This window comes from Psychroserpens sp. Hel_I_66 (assembly GCF_000799465.1).
Taxonomy (GTDB): Bacteria; Bacteroidota; Bacteroidia; order Flavobacteriales; family Flavobacteriaceae; genus Psychroserpens.
Genome location: NZ_JUGU01000001.1, coordinates 3,667,507 through 3,684,610 on the forward strand (window position 1 = coordinate 3,667,507; position 17,104 = coordinate 3,684,610).

The 17,104-nt window shown below is 35.3% G+C and carries 12 protein-coding genes; 2 read left to right on the forward strand and 10 right to left on the reverse strand.

Going from position 1 to position 17,104, the window contains the following annotated elements; all coding sequences use genetic code 11:
• Positions 1-145 precede the first annotated feature (145 nt).
• Both gltB and GQ40_RS16260 read left to right on the forward strand, forming a co-directional pair.
• Positions 146-4,645: a glutamate synthase large subunit gene (gltB, locus tag GQ40_RS16255; RefSeq protein WP_047550823.1), complete on the forward strand. Its 4,500-nt coding sequence runs from the start codon at positions 146-148 to the stop codon at positions 4,643-4,645.
• Positions 4,646-4,648: 3 nt separating this feature from the next.
• Complete coding sequence (locus GQ40_RS16260) at positions 4,649-6,115, forward strand: glutamate synthase subunit beta (protein WP_047550826.1); 1,467 nt, start codon at positions 4,649-4,651, stop codon at positions 6,113-6,115.
• 83 nt (positions 6,116-6,198) lie between these two features.
• On the opposite strand, the gene argH is transcribed toward GQ40_RS16260, so the two are convergent.
• The 10 genes from argH to ilvA form a co-directional block, all read right to left on the reverse strand.
• Positions 6,199-7,473 carry an argininosuccinate lyase gene (gene argH / locus GQ40_RS16265; RefSeq protein WP_047550829.1) on the reverse strand — a complete coding sequence of 425 codons (1,275 nt, stop codon included), beginning with the start codon at positions 7,471-7,473 and terminating at the stop codon, positions 6,199-6,201.
• An 85-nt stretch (positions 7,474-7,558) separates the two neighbouring features.
• Positions 7,559-8,620 (reverse strand): M20 family metallo-hydrolase, encoded by a 1,062-nt coding sequence (locus GQ40_RS16270; protein WP_047550832.1) that lies wholly within the window; start codon positions 8,618-8,620, stop codon positions 7,559-7,561.
• Positions 8,617-9,393 carry an acetylglutamate kinase gene (argB, locus tag GQ40_RS16275; RefSeq protein WP_047550835.1) on the reverse strand — a complete coding sequence of 259 codons (777 nt, stop codon included), beginning with the start codon at positions 9,391-9,393 and terminating at the stop codon, positions 8,617-8,619. The genes GQ40_RS16270 and argB overlap by 4 nt, the downstream gene beginning before the upstream one ends.
• Positions 9,394-9,499: 106 nt before the next feature.
• On the reverse strand, positions 9,500-10,435 hold the full coding sequence (locus GQ40_RS16280) for an acetylornithine carbamoyltransferase (RefSeq protein WP_047550838.1): 936 nt from the start codon (positions 10,433-10,435) through the stop codon (positions 9,500-9,502).
• A 124-nt stretch (positions 10,436-10,559) separates the two neighbouring features.
• Positions 10,560-11,690 carry an aspartate aminotransferase family protein gene (locus tag GQ40_RS16285; protein WP_047550841.1) on the reverse strand — a complete coding sequence of 377 codons (1,131 nt, stop codon included), beginning with the start codon at positions 11,688-11,690 and terminating at the stop codon, positions 10,560-10,562.
• Positions 11,687-12,487, reverse strand: coding sequence for a pyrroline-5-carboxylate reductase (gene proC, locus GQ40_RS16290; RefSeq protein WP_047550845.1), 801 nt, complete (start codon positions 12,485-12,487; stop codon positions 11,687-11,689). The genes GQ40_RS16285 and proC overlap by 4 nt, the downstream gene beginning before the upstream one ends.
• An 89-nt stretch (positions 12,488-12,576) precedes the next feature.
• The gene (gene argC, locus GQ40_RS16295; RefSeq protein ID WP_047550848.1) at positions 12,577-13,554 is read right to left on the reverse strand and encodes an N-acetyl-gamma-glutamyl-phosphate reductase; all 978 of its coding nucleotides are present in this window, start codon (positions 13,552-13,554) and stop codon (positions 12,577-12,579) included.
• The gene (locus GQ40_RS16300; protein ID WP_047550851.1) at positions 13,551-14,744 is read right to left on the reverse strand and encodes an argininosuccinate synthase; all 1,194 of its coding nucleotides are present in this window, start codon (positions 14,742-14,744) and stop codon (positions 13,551-13,553) included. The genes argC and GQ40_RS16300 overlap by 4 nt, the downstream gene beginning before the upstream one ends.
• On the reverse strand, positions 14,734-15,360 hold the full coding sequence (locus GQ40_RS16305) for a GNAT family N-acetyltransferase (RefSeq protein ID WP_047550854.1): 627 nt from the start codon (positions 15,358-15,360) through the stop codon (positions 14,734-14,736). The genes GQ40_RS16300 and GQ40_RS16305 overlap by 11 nt, the downstream gene beginning before the upstream one ends.
• Before the next feature lie 426 nt (positions 15,361-15,786).
• Positions 15,787-17,055, reverse strand: a complete 1,269-nt coding sequence (gene ilvA / locus GQ40_RS16310; RefSeq protein ID WP_047550857.1) for a threonine ammonia-lyase — start codon at positions 17,053-17,055, stop codon at positions 15,787-15,789.
• Positions 17,056-17,104 lie beyond the last annotated feature (49 nt).

Here is a 17,104-nt window from a genome sequence, read left to right on the forward strand (position 1 = left end):
ATCTTCAAATAATTGAAGAATTTTCAATGAGATTGCTCTTATTTATCGATATGGGAAAAGTGATTCCCCTTTTTTTTAAATCAATTTTTTGCGACTATATTTAGATGTAAAATAAGGTATGAAAACCTTTAAATATTTCTGAATTATGCTGAAGAAACAAGGCCTTTATTTACCAGAATTTGAACATGATAATTGTGGTGCAGGATTTATATGTAGTTTGACTGGAAAACGTTCTAATGACATTATCCATAAAGCACTTGAGATTTTAGTAAAATTAGAACATCGAGGTGCTGTGAGTTCAGATGGTGTAACGGGAGATGGAGCAGGAATTTTAATTGATATTCCACATAAATTTTTTAAGATCTTTTGTGAATTTGATTTGCCAGAAGCTGGAGCATACGCAGTAAGTAATGTGTTCTTGCCAAGAAAGGAAAACCAACGTCAATTTTGTATTGATGTTTTTGAAAAAGAAATAGAAAATCAAGGCCTTAAATTGATAGGTTGGAGAGATGTACCGGTTAACAGTGACGTATTAGGCGAAATTGCAAAGGTAACAGAGCCTTTTGTAAAACAAATCTTTATAGGAAAAGAAAGCGATAAGCAAACCGAAAGAGAATTCAACCTAAAACTATTTGCTGCCAGAAAAATTGCAGAACATGCCATTTACGATTCAAAATTATCAGAATCTAAATTCTTTTACCTCCCAAGTTTATCAACAAAAATCATAATTTTTAAAGGCTTATTAATGCCAGAGCACATCAATGAGTATTATCTCGATTTGTTCAATTCAGCATTAGTTACGCGTTTAGCTTTAGTGCATCAACGGTTCTCCACCAATACCTTTCCAACTTGGGATTTAGCACAGCCCTTTAGATATATTTGTCATAATGGAGAAATAAACACATTGCGTGGTAACGTTTCACGTATGTTTTCACGTGAGGAAATCATGAAAAGTCCATTGTTTGGCGACGATATTAAAAAAATTATCCCAACCATCTTAAAAGGAAAATCAGATTCTGCAACCTTAGATATGGTGGTCGAGTTGTTATTAATGACAGGTCGTTCTTTGCCAGAAGCCATGATGATGTTGGTGCCAGAAGCCTGGGAGAAAAACCCAAATATGTCTGATGCTAAAAAAGCATTTTACGAATATAATTCTTGCTTGATGGAACCTTGGGATGGTCCAGCTTCCATACCATTTACAGATGGAAATTATATAGGAGCAGTTTTAGATCGAAACGGTTTGCGTCCATCACGCTACACAGTCACCAAAAAAGGTAATGTTATTATGTCTTCGGAAACTGGAGTTGTTGACATCAAGCCAGAAAACGTAGAATATCACGGTCGTTTAGAGCCAGGAAAAATGTTTCTGGTAAACATGAATGAAGGTAGAATTGTAAATGACGAAGAAATTAAAGAAGAAATCGCTGCCAAACATCCTTACAGAGAATGGTTAGATAAAAATCTAGTGCATCTGCGAGATCTTTCAGCAAAAAAAGGTCCAATTAAGTATGATGAAATAGAACTTAAAAAACGTGAAATTATTTTTGGTTACACTCAAGAAGATTTGAATACCATCATTCGCCCTATGGCACAATTAGGAAAAGAGCCCATAGGATCTATGGGGAGCGATGCGCCAATTGCCATTTTATCAGAAAGGCCACAACTGGTTTACAATTATTTTAAACAGCTGTTTGCGCAAGTTACCAATCCACCTTTAGACGGAATTCGTGAAGAGTTAATTACAGATATTAGTCTCACTCTCGGTAGTGATGTAAATCTATTTGATATTAATGCAGAACACTGCAAAAAGCTAAAAATTCAAAATCCGGTCATCTCAAAACATGACTTGGATAAAATTAGAAATTACGATACCAATCCAGATTTTAAAGTTGAATCTATTTCAATGCTCTATGAAGTAAATCGTGGGTTGAACGAACTTGAGGTTGCTCTGGAAAATTTGGTCTCTAAAGCATCTAAGGCGATAGATGATGGTGCAAACATCATCATTTTGTCAGATAGATATGTAGATGAAAATCACGCTCCAATTCCTGCACTATTAGCATGCTCTTATGTGAACCATGCACTTCATAAATTAGAAAAGCGTTCAAAAATTAGTCTAATCATTGAATCTGCAGAACCTCGCGAAGTGCACCATTTTGCTCTGCTTTTTGGTTATGGGGCAAGTGCTGTAAACCCATATATCGTAAATGAGATTGTGCAAGAGCAAATCAATAATAAGGATGTTACTGATTTAGAATATCTAACAGCGATCAAAAATTATAATAAGGCGATAGGAAAAGGGATTTTGAAAGTGATGAACAAAATCGGGATTTCAACCTTAAATTCTTATCGTGGATCACAATTGTTTGAGTGTATTGGAATTAATACTGCAACTGTTGAAAAATATTTTCCGAACACACCAACAAGAATTCAAGGCATTGGTTTAAGAGAGATAGATCAAGAAATTGTAAAACGTCATAAAAAGGCATTTCAGCCAAATGATACTAATGTTGATATCGAAATTGGAGGCGATTATAGATGGAGACGCGGACAAGAAAAACACATGTTCAATCCATTGACTGTTGCAAAACTTCAAGAATCTGTGCGTACAAATAAAGCATCTACTTTTAAGGAATATTCAGATTTAGTAAACAACCAATCTAAAAACCTAATGACCATTAGAGGGATGTTTGAATTTGATCAATTTGATCCAATTCCCATAGATGAGGTTGAACCTTGGACAGAAATTGTAAAACGCTTCAAAACAGGTGCAATGTCTTACGGTTCTATCAGTAAAGAAGCGCACGAAAATCTTGCTGTTGCCATGAATAGAATTGGAGGAAAGTCAAACTCTGGCGAAGGTGGAGAAGACCAAGAGCGCTTTTATAAAACCTCTCAAGGCGACTGGAAAAACTCTGCAATAAAGCAAGTAGCATCAGGTCGGTTTGGTGTAACGTCAAATTATTTGACAAGCGCAAATGAAATTCAAATAAAAATAGCACAGGGCGCAAAACCTGGAGAAGGTGGACAATTACCTGGGCCAAAAGTGAACCGTGAGATTGCTAAAACCAGGAACTCGACGCCTTACGTAGGATTGATCTCACCACCACCACATCACGATATTTATTCTATTGAAGATTTATCACAATTGATTTATGATGTAAAATCAGCAAACAGGTCTGCCAGAATTAATGTAAAATTAGTATCCGAAATTGGTGTGGGTACAGTCGCAGCAGGAGTTGCCAAAGCAAAAGCAGATGTGATTTTGGTATCTGGTTTTGATGGAGGTACAGGTGCGTCACCATTAACATCATTGCGTCACGCTGGATTACCTTGGGAACTTGGTATTGCTGAGGCTCAGCAAACATTGGTAATGAATGATCTTAGAAATCGGGTGGTTTTAGAATGCGACGGACAATTAAAAACAGGTCGAGATGTAGCCATTGCCTGTTTATTGGGAGCTGAAGAATTTGGTTTTGCGACAGCGCCATTAGTAGCCTCTGGTTGCATTATGATGCGTGTGTGTCATTTAAATACCTGTCCAGTTGGTATTGCAACTCAAAATCCAGAATTACGTAAAAAATTTAAAGGAAAACCAGAGCATGTGGTGAATTACATGTATTTCGTTGCACAAGAATTACGTGAAATTATGGCGAAACTTGGGTTTAGAACCATCAATGAAATGGTTGGTCAATCTCAAAAATTAAACAGAAATAAAGCCATTGATCATTACAAATCTTCTGGGATTGATTTATCACCAATTCTGCATAAAGTTGAGGTGGCAGATCACGTGAAATTATACAACACGTACTGCCAAGATCATAACCTTAATGTTCATTTAGATTTCAAGATTATCAAGCAAGCACATCAGGCGTTATTCCGAAGACAAAAAACACATTTAGAGATGCCAATCACTAATGTAGATCGTGCTGTTGGAGCGATTGTGAGTAACGAAATTTCCAAGATTTACGGTGCAGATGGTTTGCCAGATGATACGATTGATATTGAATTTAGTGGGTCTGCGGGACAAAGTTTTGGAGCATTTGCCACCAAAGGATTAAAGTTTACAGTTCATGGGAACACTAACGATTACCTCGGAAAAGGTCTCTCGGGAGCGAAAATAATTATAAAAGTACCAGAAAAATGTACCATCGTACCTGAGGATAATATCATCACAGGAAACGTAACTTTATACGGTGCAACTTCTGGAGAAGTGTACATAAATGGAAAAGCAGGAGAGCGTTTTTGCGTTAGAAATTCTGGTGCAAAAGCAGTTGTTGAAGGTATTGGAGATCATGGTTGTGAATATATGACAGGTGGTGTTGCAGTGATTCTTGGTGAAGTAGGACGAAATTTTGGAGCTGGAATGAGTGGTGGAATTGCCTATGTTTTAGATGAAAAAGGGATGTTCAAACAAAATTGTAATTCAGAAGATCTAAATATTGACCCTGTTTCAAGCATAGAAGATCAATTACAGTTAGAACAACTTATAGAAAATCATTTTATAGCGACCGGAAGTCCTTTGGCAAGGCGCATTTTGGATGACTGGAAAAATTACCTTCCGAAGTTTAAAAAAGTATTGCCAGAAGAATATAGACAGGCTTTAGTGAGATTGGAAAATGAAGAATTAGAATTAGTGTAGATTATGGGAAAGATAACAGGATTTTTAGAGTACGAGCGTCAAGACGAGAGTTATGTAGATCCAAAAAAACGAATTCAGAATTATAAAGAATTTACGGTTCCGTTAAAAGAAGAGAAGTTGAAAGACCAAGGTGCACGCTGTATGGACTGCGGAATTCCGTTTTGCCATAGTGGGTGTCCGCTTGGAAATTTTATTCCAGATTTTAACGACAAAGTCTATAAAGGCAAATGGAAAGAAGCAGCGGAAATTTTACATAAAACAAATAATTTCCCCGAATTTACAGGTAGATTATGTCCTGCACCTTGCGAAGAAGCATGCGTTTTAGGGATAAATGAAGACCCTGTAACGATAGAGAATATTGAAAAAAATATAGTAGAAACAGCCTTTAAAGAAGGTTGGATTACTGCGCAACCGCCAAAAGTTAGAACCGAAAAAACGGTTGCAGTCATTGGTTCAGGTCCTGCGGGTTTAGCTGCAGCACAGCAATTAAATCGAGCAGGACATACCGTAACTGTTTTTGAACGTGACGAGAAAGTGGGTGGATTGTTGCGTTACGGGATTCCGGATTTTAAAATGGAGAAAAACGTGATTGACAGACGTGTGAAAGTTTTAGAAGACGAGGGTATTAACTTTATAACTAATGCACACGTAGGGGAAAATATCGATGCACATAAAATAAAAGAAGATTTTGATGCTGTTGTTTTGTGCGGTGGAGCAACCATTAGACGTAACATCCCCATTGCTGGCGCAGATTTAAAAGGTGTCACTCAAGCCATGGATTTTTTGAAGTTGAACAATCAATATGTGGATGGTTTAGTAGAATTTAAAGACATAATTTCTGCGGAAGATAAAAATGTCATAGTAATTGGAGGAGGAGATACAGGTAGTGATTGCATAGGCACTTCTAATCGTCATGGAGCGAAATCGGTAACAAATTTCGAAATTTTAAGCAAACCAACCGAAGGTCGTCCAGCACATCAACCATGGCCTTACTGGCCTATGAAGCTAAAGACGACATCGTCACACAACGAAGGTGTTGAGCGCTTTTTCAGTATTTCTACAAAAGAATTTATTGGTGATTCAAAAGGAAACTTAAAAGGATTGAAAACGATTGAAGTTGAATGGATTTTTAAACCTGGAGAACGACCGCAACTTAAGGAAATAGAAGGCACAGAAAAAGAATGGAAATGTGAGTTGGCGTTATTGGCACTTGGTTTTACAGGAGCTGAAAAAACCCTTGCAGATCAATTTGGTTTACATATGGATTTTAGGACAAATATTGAAGCATCTACAAAAAACTACGCGACCAATGTTCCTGGTGTTTTTGCAGCAGGAGATATACGTCGTGGACAATCTCTAATTGTTTGGGCAATTTCCGAAGGACGTCAAGCAGCGCATCATGTGGATACCTATTTAATGGGAGAATCACATTTGCCATTGAAGGACGATAGTGATTTACCAAGAGTTTAAATTAAAAAAACAACAAATTGATAATAGCAACCGAAAAAAGCATTCTTTAAAAAGAGTGCTTTTTTTAATTAGCTGCTAAATATTTACTCAGGAAACTTATCTCTTATCTTATTCAAACACAAATTACCAATACTACCAACATGTGTGTGTTTTTTAGAAGTGTCTGGTTTATAAGTTCCGTTTTCTACTTCGCCTCCAATTTTTTTATAAGCTTCTCTAAAAGACATCCCCTCAGCCACCAAAGTATTGATGTTATCTACAGTAAATAGGTATTGGTATTTTGAGTCGTTTAGATCAATGTCTCTTACAATAACTTGTTTTATGGCGTAATTGAAAATATCCAAAAGATCTTTGACGTCCTCAATTGCTGCAATCATATTTTCTTTTAATAACTGAAAATCCCTATGATAGCCACTTGGTAAGTTATTGGTAATTAATACCATTTCGGTATGCAACGACTGAATTTTATTTGCCTTTCCTCTAATAAGCTCAAACACATCAGGATTCTTTTTGTGTGGCATGATACTGCTTCCAGTGGTTAACTCGTCTGGAAATGCGATAAACCCAAAATTCTGACTATTATAAACACAGATATCCATTGCAAAACGCGCCAAGGTATTGCACAAACTTCCTAAAGCTAAAGCAAGGGTTCGTTCACTTTTCCCTCTGCTCATTTGTGCTGCAACGACATTATATTTTAGGGTTGAAAAGTGTAATTCTTTTGTGGTCAATTCCCTATCAATAGGAAACGAACTTCCATAACCTGCTGCAGAACCTAACGGATTTTGATCAACAGTTTTCAATGCAGCGTTTAGTATATACACATCGTCAATCAATACTTCTGCATAGGCTGAAAACCATAACCCAAAGGAGGATGGCATTGCCACTTGTAAGTGTGTGTAACCAGGAAGCAAAGCGTCTTTGTGCGTTTCTGCTAACCCTAAAAGTGTCTCGAAAAAGGTTTTAGTTTTCGAATTTATTTCTTTTAGGTTCTCTTTATAGTACAATTGTAAGGCAACCAAAACCTGGTCATTTCTTGAGCGTGCAGTATGGATTTTTTTTCCGACTTCGCCTAAGGTTTTAGTCAGTTCAAATTCAATTTTAGAATGGACATCTTCAAAAGTGTCTTCAATGCGGAATGTTCCGTTTTCTATGGTTTCAGTAATAAGATGTAATCCATTTTTGAGTTGTTGCAATTCTTCCGAAGACATAATACCAATCGCTTCCAACATGATGGCATGCGCTAGTGATGCTTGGACATCATATTTTGCAATATGCAGGTCAATTTCCCTGTCATTACCAACGGTGAATTGTTCTATTTTTTTATCTATACTTATGCCTTTATCCCACAACTTCATAATTCTTATTTTTAAGTTTTTTTCATTCCTGCGAAGGCAGAAAACTCTTTTTGAATTCCGCATCAACTGCGAAATGACAGTACGATTAAAGTACTTTTTCTAATAATTTTATATAAATTTTAATGCCATCTTCAATTTCATTGATAAAAATAAATTCATCTGCGGAATGCGATCGTGTACTATCTCCTGGGCCTAACTTTAAGGATGGACAAGTCAAAACTGCTTGATCTGATAAGGTTGGTGAACCATAGGTGCTTCTTCCAATTTCAATACCAGCAATCACTAATGGATGATCGATTGGAATGGATGACGAATTTAATTTTATACTTCTTGGTATGATCCTGTCACAAGGTGCTTCTTTTTGGAGAATGTCAACAATTTGTTGGTTGGAATATCTATCATTTACGCGAACATCAACCACCAATTTCACATCTGCAGGAACTGCATTATGTTGCTTGCCTGCATTGATTTGTGTGACTGTCATTTTTACTTCACCCAATGCTTCTGACGCGTTTTTGAAAGTGTAATTTTTAAACCATTCTAAAACACGAATGCTCTTGTAAATTGCATTATCGTTGTTAGGATGTGCTGCATGACTTGGTGTTCCTTTGATGATTGCATCAAATACGACCAAGCCTTTTTCGGCGACAGCTAAATTCATCAAAGTAGGCTCACCAACAATGGCGACATCTATTTTTGGAATGACGCTTAACATACTATTCAAACCATTTTCTCCACTATTTTCTTCTTCTGCGGAAGCGACAATTACCAGATTATAGTTGATGTTGTCTCTGTCATAAAAATGGGCGAATGTTGCCAACAAACTTACCAAACAGCCTCCAGCATCATTGCTTCCTAAACCGAATAGTTTCCCGTTTTCTACAATGGCTTTAAATGGATCCTTGGTGTATCCATTATTTGGTTTTACAGTATCGTGATGCGAGTTTAATAGTAAGGTTGGTTTGGTTTCATCAAAATGTTTATTAGTTGCCCAAATATTATTTTTAGTTCTTTTATAAGGGATGTTTTGATCGTTAAACCAGTGTTCAATGTGAGTTGCGGTTTTATCTTCTTCGGAAGAAAAAGATTCCGTTTCTATTAACTTTTTTAAGAGCTCAATGGCTTTGGTTGTTAGTGTATCTGTCATTTTGAAATGGTTGTGTGTTTGTTATTTGTATTGAAAAGCATATCTGATTTTCCAATACAAACCTTATCCACATTATTAGAAACTGCATGTATGCAATTATTTATTTTTGGTAGCATACCTTCAAATATTATGTGGTCATCTATTAAACGTTTAATGCTATTTGGTGTGATCAATTCAATAACAGAATCGTGATCATTGACATCTTTCAAAACGCCATTTTTTTCAAAACAGTAATAGAGTTCAACATTGAAAATTGTGGATAAACCAATTGCTAATTCTGATGCAATGGTATCTGCATTTGTGTTTAGTAATTGCCCCTTATTGTCATGAGTAATAGCACAAAACACAGGTGTGATATTGTGGTTTAAAAGAAGCTCTAAAGTTTCGGTATTCACTTTTTTTACATCTCCTGCAAAACCAAAATCTACGGGTTTTGATGGTCTTAAACCTGAAACAATTGTATTTCCATCAGCTCCAGTAAAACCAATGGCATTGCAATTATTGGCCTGTAAATTTGCCACAATATGTTTGTTGATTTTTCCAGCATATACCATTGTGATAATGTCTAAAGTCTCAGCATCTGTTATGCGTCTACCATCTATCATTTTAACTTCGACTTGCATTTGTTGTGCAAGTTTTGTTGCTAATTTTCCACCACCATGAACTAAAACTTTTGGTTCTTTTAGAGTTGCAAAATCTTTTAAAAATTTTTGTAATGCATCGTCGCTATCGATAATGTTTCCTCCTATTTTTATGACTTTTAGTGTTTCCATTTTATGCTTATAAAAGCGAGTATCTTATTTATCGTGAAGCTGAACTTGTTTCAGCTTCTCATTATTTTTGATGTGATGCTGAAATAAATTCAGCATGACGTTGATGTTATAAATTTTCCAAAATCTGCTTCAATACAATCTGCGCTGCAAATGTTCTATTGTTTGCTTGTTGAATCACTACTGAATTATCACCATCTAAAACTGCATCCTCAACCACCACATTTCGTCTTACTGGTAAACAATGCATGAATTTTGCATTGCCTAATTTAGCTTTTGTCATCATCCAGTTTTCATCTTGATTAAGCACTTTTCCGTAGTCATTATAATTACTCCAATTTTTTACATAAACAAAATCTGCATCTTTTAAAGCGTCTTTTTGATTATGATTAATTGGTGTGTCCTTAGTGATTGCTTTGTTCAAATCATATCCTTCAGGGTGTGTAATCGTTAAATTTACATCCATATGTTGCATCATTTCCACAAATGAATTCGCAACTGCTTGTGGCAGCGCTTTAGGGTGTGGAGCCCAAGATAATACGACTTTGGGCTTTGGTTTTTCGGTCAATTCTGTAACGGTAATCGCATCTGCAAGCGCTTGTAATGGATGTGCAGTCGCGCTTTCCATATTTATAATGGGCACAGTTGCGTATTTGATAAAACTGTTCATTACAAATTCGCTTTCGTCTTTTTCCTTATCTGTTAAACTCGGGAAAGCTCTCACAGCAATCACATTAGCATATTGCGAAATCACTTGTGCTGCTTCTTTGATGTGTTCAGATGTGTTTGCATTCATTATTGTTCCGTCTTCAAATTCTAGATTCCAAGCATCATTTACGTTTAAGATCATAACATTCATTCCAAGATTTTTTGCTGCTTTTTCAGTACTTAATCGCGTGCGTAAACTGGAATTAAAAAATAGCATCACTAAAGTTTTGTGTTTACCTAGGTCTTGAAATTCAAAAGGATTCATTTTTAATAAAATGGCGTCCTTTATGGTTTCCTTTATATTTGAAATATCTTTTATTTCGGTGTATTTTTTCATATCTATTTCCCACGAAAGTGGGAATCTCATTAATTAAATGTTCATTTTTCGTCAAGCTGTCCCGATAGTTCCTGGGATTGAGCTCCTCACTAATATGTGATTCTAAAACAACTTCAGAATGACATTACGTTTCTAATTCTAATTTCAAGGCCTCAAAAAATGTATCAATATGTTCTTTTTTGATGGTCAAAGGCGGAAGAATTCTAATCAAATTAGGGTTTTTGGCACTTCCGGTGAATATATGGTGTTTATAAATCAGGTTTTTTCGTAATTCTGAAATTGGAAAATCGAATTCCAATCCTAACATTAAACCACGTCCTTTTATTTTTTTTATTTCTGAAATATCTTGCGCTTTCTCCATAAAATAAGCAGACATTTCTTTTGCATTCTGCATTAAATTTTCATCTTCAATTACTTCTAGAACAGTTAAAGACGCTGCACATGCTAAATGATTTCCACCAAATGTGGTCCCTAATAAACCAAATGATGGTTTGATATTTGGATGGATTAAAATGCCTCCAACTGGGAACCCATTTCCCATGCCTTTTGCAATAGAAATAATATCTGGGGTCACCTTATATTTTTGAAAGGCAAAGAAATCTCCAGTCCTTCCAAAACCAGACTGTACCTCGTCTGCAATAAAACAAGTATTGTATTTTTTACATAATTTATCGATACCTTCATAAAACGCTGAAGTACTTTCATCTAAACCTCCAACACCTTGAATACACTCGATAATTACAGCGCAAACATTGTTTTTTTCTAATGCTTTTTCTAAAGAAACCAAATCGCCTAATTCTAAAATTTCGACGTCTTGTTGTGCATTGATTGGCGCAATAATTTTTTTGTCATCTGTAGCTGCAACTGCTGCAGATGTTCGTCCATGAAATGAATTTTTGAAAGCCACAATTTTATGTTTTCCATTGTGAAAAGAGGCCAGTTTTAATGCATTTTCATTGGCTTCTGCACCAGAATTACATAAAAATAATTGGTAATCTTTACAACCAGAAAGTAATTCTAATTTATTCGCCAATTCCACTTGTAATGGGTTTTGAATTGAATTACTGTAAAAACCCAACTTAGACACCTGCTCTGAAATGGTAAACACATATTTGGGGTGTGAATGACCAATAGAAATTACTGCGTGTCCACCATATAAATCTAAATATTTGGTATTGTTTTCATCAAAAACATAGACATCTTTTGCCTTTAAAGGTGTGATATCGAATAATGGATATACATTAAACAAACTCATATCTGCTCTTTTTTAATATTGCTTATCTTGTTATAAGAAGCCACCATACCTTGTATTAGTGATGAACTCAACCCTTTGTGTTCCATTTCGTTTAAACCTTCAATCGTACAGCCTTTAGGTGTGGTTACTCTGTCAATTTCTTCTTCTGGATGATCGCCATTCGTGATTAATAAATTAGCAGCTCCTTCGCAAGTATACATTGCTAATTCCTGTGCCTCTTTTGCATCAAAACCTAACTGTATTGCTGCTTGTGTTGTGGCACGTATTAAGCGCATCCAAAAGGCAATTCCGCTTGCGCAAACTACGGTTGCAGCTTGAATTTGAGCTTCAGGAATGGCTAACGTATGTCCTAATCTATTAAAAATGGCTTGTGCTACTTTTATTCGCTTTTCACCTTGAATATTACTACATAAACAGGTCATGGATTTGCCAACAGCAATTGCTGTATTTGGCATGGCACGAATAATGAATTTATCTATTCCGATTTGTGATTCTATCTTCGGAATTAAAAAACCAGTAATTGTCGAAATAATGACGTGATTTTCGGTTAAATGAGGTTTTATCTCATTTAAAATAGTTTCAAAATGCGCTGGTTGTACTGCGAAAATTAAAATATCCGAATACTTTACAGCTTCCAAATTATCTGTTGTTAAATGCACATTTTTATAACCATCAAAGTCTTGAATACTTTCTAAATTTCGTTTGGTGAGGTACAACGTTGTAATCGCATTATTAGTGATTAAGCCTTTTGCGATGGACTTTCCTAAATTTCCTGTGCCTATGATTGCTATTTTCATCTTATTGTTTTCTGTAATTCCTGCGAAGGCAGGAAAGTATTTGTTGTTTTTTGTTTTTGAATTCCTGCTCGCGCATTAATGACTACTCATTAAAAATAATTTGCCTTTAATTGTAATCCTACCGTTTCTTCAAAACCAAACATTAAATTCATATTTTGAACCGCTTGTCCAGATGCACCTTTTAATAAATTATCAATGATGCTTGTGACCAGTAATTTATTATCGTGTTTATATAAATGGATAATGCATTTATTGGTATTTACAACTTGTTTTAAATGAATCTCATCTTCTGAAATTACGGTAAATACTTCATCTTTATAAAATTCGGAAAATAAGGTCTTTGCATCTTCTAAACTACCATCGAATTCTGTGTACATAGTGGCAAAAATTCCTCTTGAAAAATTACCTCTATTTGGCATAAAATTGATATCTGATGTAAAGTTATTTTGCAACAATTTTACTGACTGCTTGATCTCATCTAAATGCTGATGTGTAAATGCTTTGTAATGTGAAAAATTGTTATCTCTCCAAGTAAAATGTGTTGTTTCAGACAATGATGTTCCAGCTCCAGTTGCTCCTGTTACTGCATTAATATGTACATCGTTTTGTAAAACATTTGCTTTAGCTAAAGGTAAAAGCGTTAATTGAATTGCTGTTGCAAAGCATCCTGGATTAGCAATGTAACTAGCACATTTAATGGCTTCCTTGTTTAATTCTGGTAAGCCATAAATAAAGGTTTTATTATTAAAGGCTTCATCCTTTGTCAATCTAAAATCATTACTCAAATCGATGATTTTTGTGTTGTCAGAAAAGCTATTCTTTTCTAAAAAAGCTTTTGAATTTCCATGTCCTAAACACAAAAATAATATTTCAATATTAGGATTGATTTTATCAGTAAATTCTAAATCTGTACTACCAATTAAATCTTGATGGACTTTACTGATTTTATTTCCAGCATTAGATGTACTATATACAAAATTGATGTCTGCTTCTGGGTGATCAATTAAAATTCTAATCAATTCACCAGCTGTATATCCTGCTCCTCCAATGATTCCTGCCTGTATCATACTTCTGAATTTACTTGGTGATAAATCTTATTTTGATTGCTCAAGATCTTAATGAATCCCTTTGCTTCATCTGCGGTCCAACCTTTGTTCTCTTCGCCATAACTTCCAAATTTCGCATTCATTAAATCGTGTTTAGACTTAATTCCATCTAAACTGAAATGATATGGTTTTAGAGTTATAAAAACATCTCCCGAGACTTGGTCCTGGCTGCTTTGTAAAAACGCTTCCATATTTCGCATAACGGGATCTAAATATTGACCTTCGTGTAAATGCATTCCGTAGAAACTTGCTAAATACTCTTTGTGTTGTAATTGCCATTTGGTCAACGTATGTTTTTCCAGTAAATGATGTGCTTTTATTGTGATTAAAGCAGCAGCAGCTTCAAAACCAACGCGCCCTTTTATACCAACAATGGTATCTCCAACATGAATGTCGCGACCAATTGCATAGGCAGATGCCAATGTCTTTAGCAGTGCTATGTTGACTTCTGGGCTGTCTTGCATTCCATTAACAGCAACCAATTCTCCTTTTAAAAAAGTTAATGTCACTTTTTCTTCTTCGGAATGTTTTAATTGCGAAGGATATGCCGATTCTGGCAAAGATTTTTCTGAAGTTAAAGTTTCAGCTCCACCAACACTTGTTCCCCAAAGGCCTTTGTTGACTGAGTATTTTGCCTTTTCCCAAGACATATCGATTCCGTTTTCTTTGAGATAATCAATTTCTTCCTGTCTGGTTAGTTTTCCATCTCTAATAGGTGTGATAATTTTAATATGTGGTGCTAAGGTTTGAAAAATCATATCAAAACGTACTTGATCGTTTCCAGCTCCCGTGCTTCCGTGGGCAATAAATTCAGCATCAATACTTTTTGCATATTCAACAATTTCGATGGCTTGAATAATACGTTCTGCACTAACTGATAATGGATATGTGTTGTTTTTGAGCACATTTCCGAAGATTAAAAACTTAATCACTTTATCATAATATGATGAAATAGCATTGATGTTTTTATAGGTTGAAACTCCCATTTTATAGGCGTTGGTCTCAATAGTCTTTATTTCTTCGGAAGTAAAACCGCCAGTATTCACGCTAACTGCGTGAACCTCATAACCAGCCTTGCTTAGACTTACCGCGCAATACGAAGTGTCTAATCCACCACTATATGCAATAACTAATTTTCTACTATTTTTCATCTTTGTCTTTTTTTAGAAACATGGTTTGCTTGATGCTTTTTAATCTCGTCCATACTTTTTTATCGTATTTGTGCGCGTCTGGTTTTTTTATTTCCTTATCTGGATCATATAACATACCTGTACACAGGCACATTTTTTGTTCGGTACGCTGCAATACGTCGTAGTTTTTGCAGGTTTGACAGCCATTCCAAAAGGTTTGGTCTGTTGTTAGTTCTGAAAATGTTACAGGTTTATAGCCCAATTCGCTATTCATTTTCATGACCGCTAATCCTGTGGTGATACTAAATACTTTGGCATCTGGGAACTTGGTTCTCGAATGTTCGAAAATTTTCTTTTTAATCTGTTTTGCCAAACCTATATTTCTAAAATCGGGATGCACGATTAATCCAGAATTAGCTACAAATTTTCCGTGGCTCCATTGTTCGATGTAGCAAAAACCTGCAAATTTATCACCATCTAAAGCGATTACAGCGTTGCCATTTTCCATTTTTGTAATGATGTATTCTGGTTTGCGCTTTGCAATACCGGTACCTCTAACTTGAGCAGCCTCAGCTATAGTTTCGCAAATGATATCTGCATAAATGCTATGCGATTTATTAGCAATGACAATTTCCATTGTAATTGATTTTTTAATTAAGAATATAATGATTTTGTTTTTTGAAAGTAGAACCGGACTCACCTAAGTTCAATAAATAGAAGTACACCCTAAGGGCGACGACGTGATATTGGACACACAATTGTCCTATTATTGCTATCAATAATTATGTTTAAAAAGGAAAATATTTGTGATGAATTGTTCAATGTAAAAAAATAAAATGGTTAACTAATTGGCTTCAAATTTGCACATTAGCGACGTCGTTTGCGCAATGGCAAACTTGTGGGTCTTTTATTATTTTTTTGAATTAACATGAAGTAAAACTATAAATTATTTTAGAATAGAAGAGCCATTAGTCAATATTTTTTTAAATTTTTATGAATTTCATAATATTTTGACTTTTAATTAATTATAATTTTGGAAGTGCTCTTTTTTGTTGACTTTTGTCTATACCAAAAACTGAAATAGATCTTGTTTGTCGTTGAGGTAATCGCCATAAAAATTATGTAACTTCATTTTGGTAATTAAAGGCTCTAGATCATCGGGTGATTTTAATTCTAATCCAACAACAGCAACATCATTTTCACGGTTTGCTTTTTTTGTGTATTCAAAATGTGTAATATCATCGGTTGGACCAAGAATATCAACTACAAAATCCCTTAAAGCTCCAGCACGTTGCGGAAATTTTATAATAAAATAATGTTTTAAGTTAGAATAGAGTAGTGCGCGTTCTTTAATTTCGGCAGTGCGTGTAATGTCATTATTACTGCCACTGATAACGCAAACTACGTTTTTCCCTTTTATTTCTTCGGAAAACTGATCTAGCGCACAAAGACTTAAAGCGCCAGCAGGTTCAACAATAATAGCATCTTTGTTATACAGGTCTAAAATGGTCTGGCATATTTTACCTTCATCTACTATAACCACGCGATGCAAGGTTTCTTTACAAATCGCAAAATTCAAGTCACCAACGCGTTTCACTGCTGCTCCATCCACAAAGCTATCTATGGTTTTCAATGTTATATTCTTATTGTTTCTAATAGAATTTAGCATTGCTGGAGCACCTTTTGGTTCTACACTTATGATTTTTGTTTGAGGTGATAGTATTTTAAAAACAGATGATAAACCTGCAGCCAGTCCGCCACCGCCAACCGGTACAAAAACATAGTGAATGGGATGCTCCTTTGCTTGGTCTATAATTTCTAAGCCAACGGTGGCTTGGCCTTCAATTACTTTTTCATCGTTAAAGGGGTGAACAAACGTTTTATTCAATTGCTCGCTTTGTTGCATTGCAGCATCATAAGCATCATCAAATGTGTCGCCTACCAGGACCACATCTATATATTCTTCACCAAACATTTTTACTTGTTCAATTTTTTGGTTTGGTGTTGGTGAAGGCATAAATATGGTGCCTTTTATTTTTAAAAGTTTACATGAAATGGCAACCCCTTGTGCATGATTTCCTGCACTTGCACATACAATTTCATTTTCAATCTGAGAATCATTTAAAGATGAGATTTTGTTGTAAGCACCTCTGATTTTATATGAGCGAACTTCTTGCAAATCTTCTCTCTTAAAGAAAATATTGGCATCAAAAAGCTTAGAATACCGAGCGTTTTTGGCTAAAGGTGTTACAGAAGCAATGCCTTTTAATTTTTCTGCAGCAGCTTCAATAGCATCTAATGTTGGCCTGTATGTGGTTTTGGTTTCTTTCATGAATTCCTGCGCAGGCAGGAATCTCTTCCTGCTTATTTAATTTTATTAT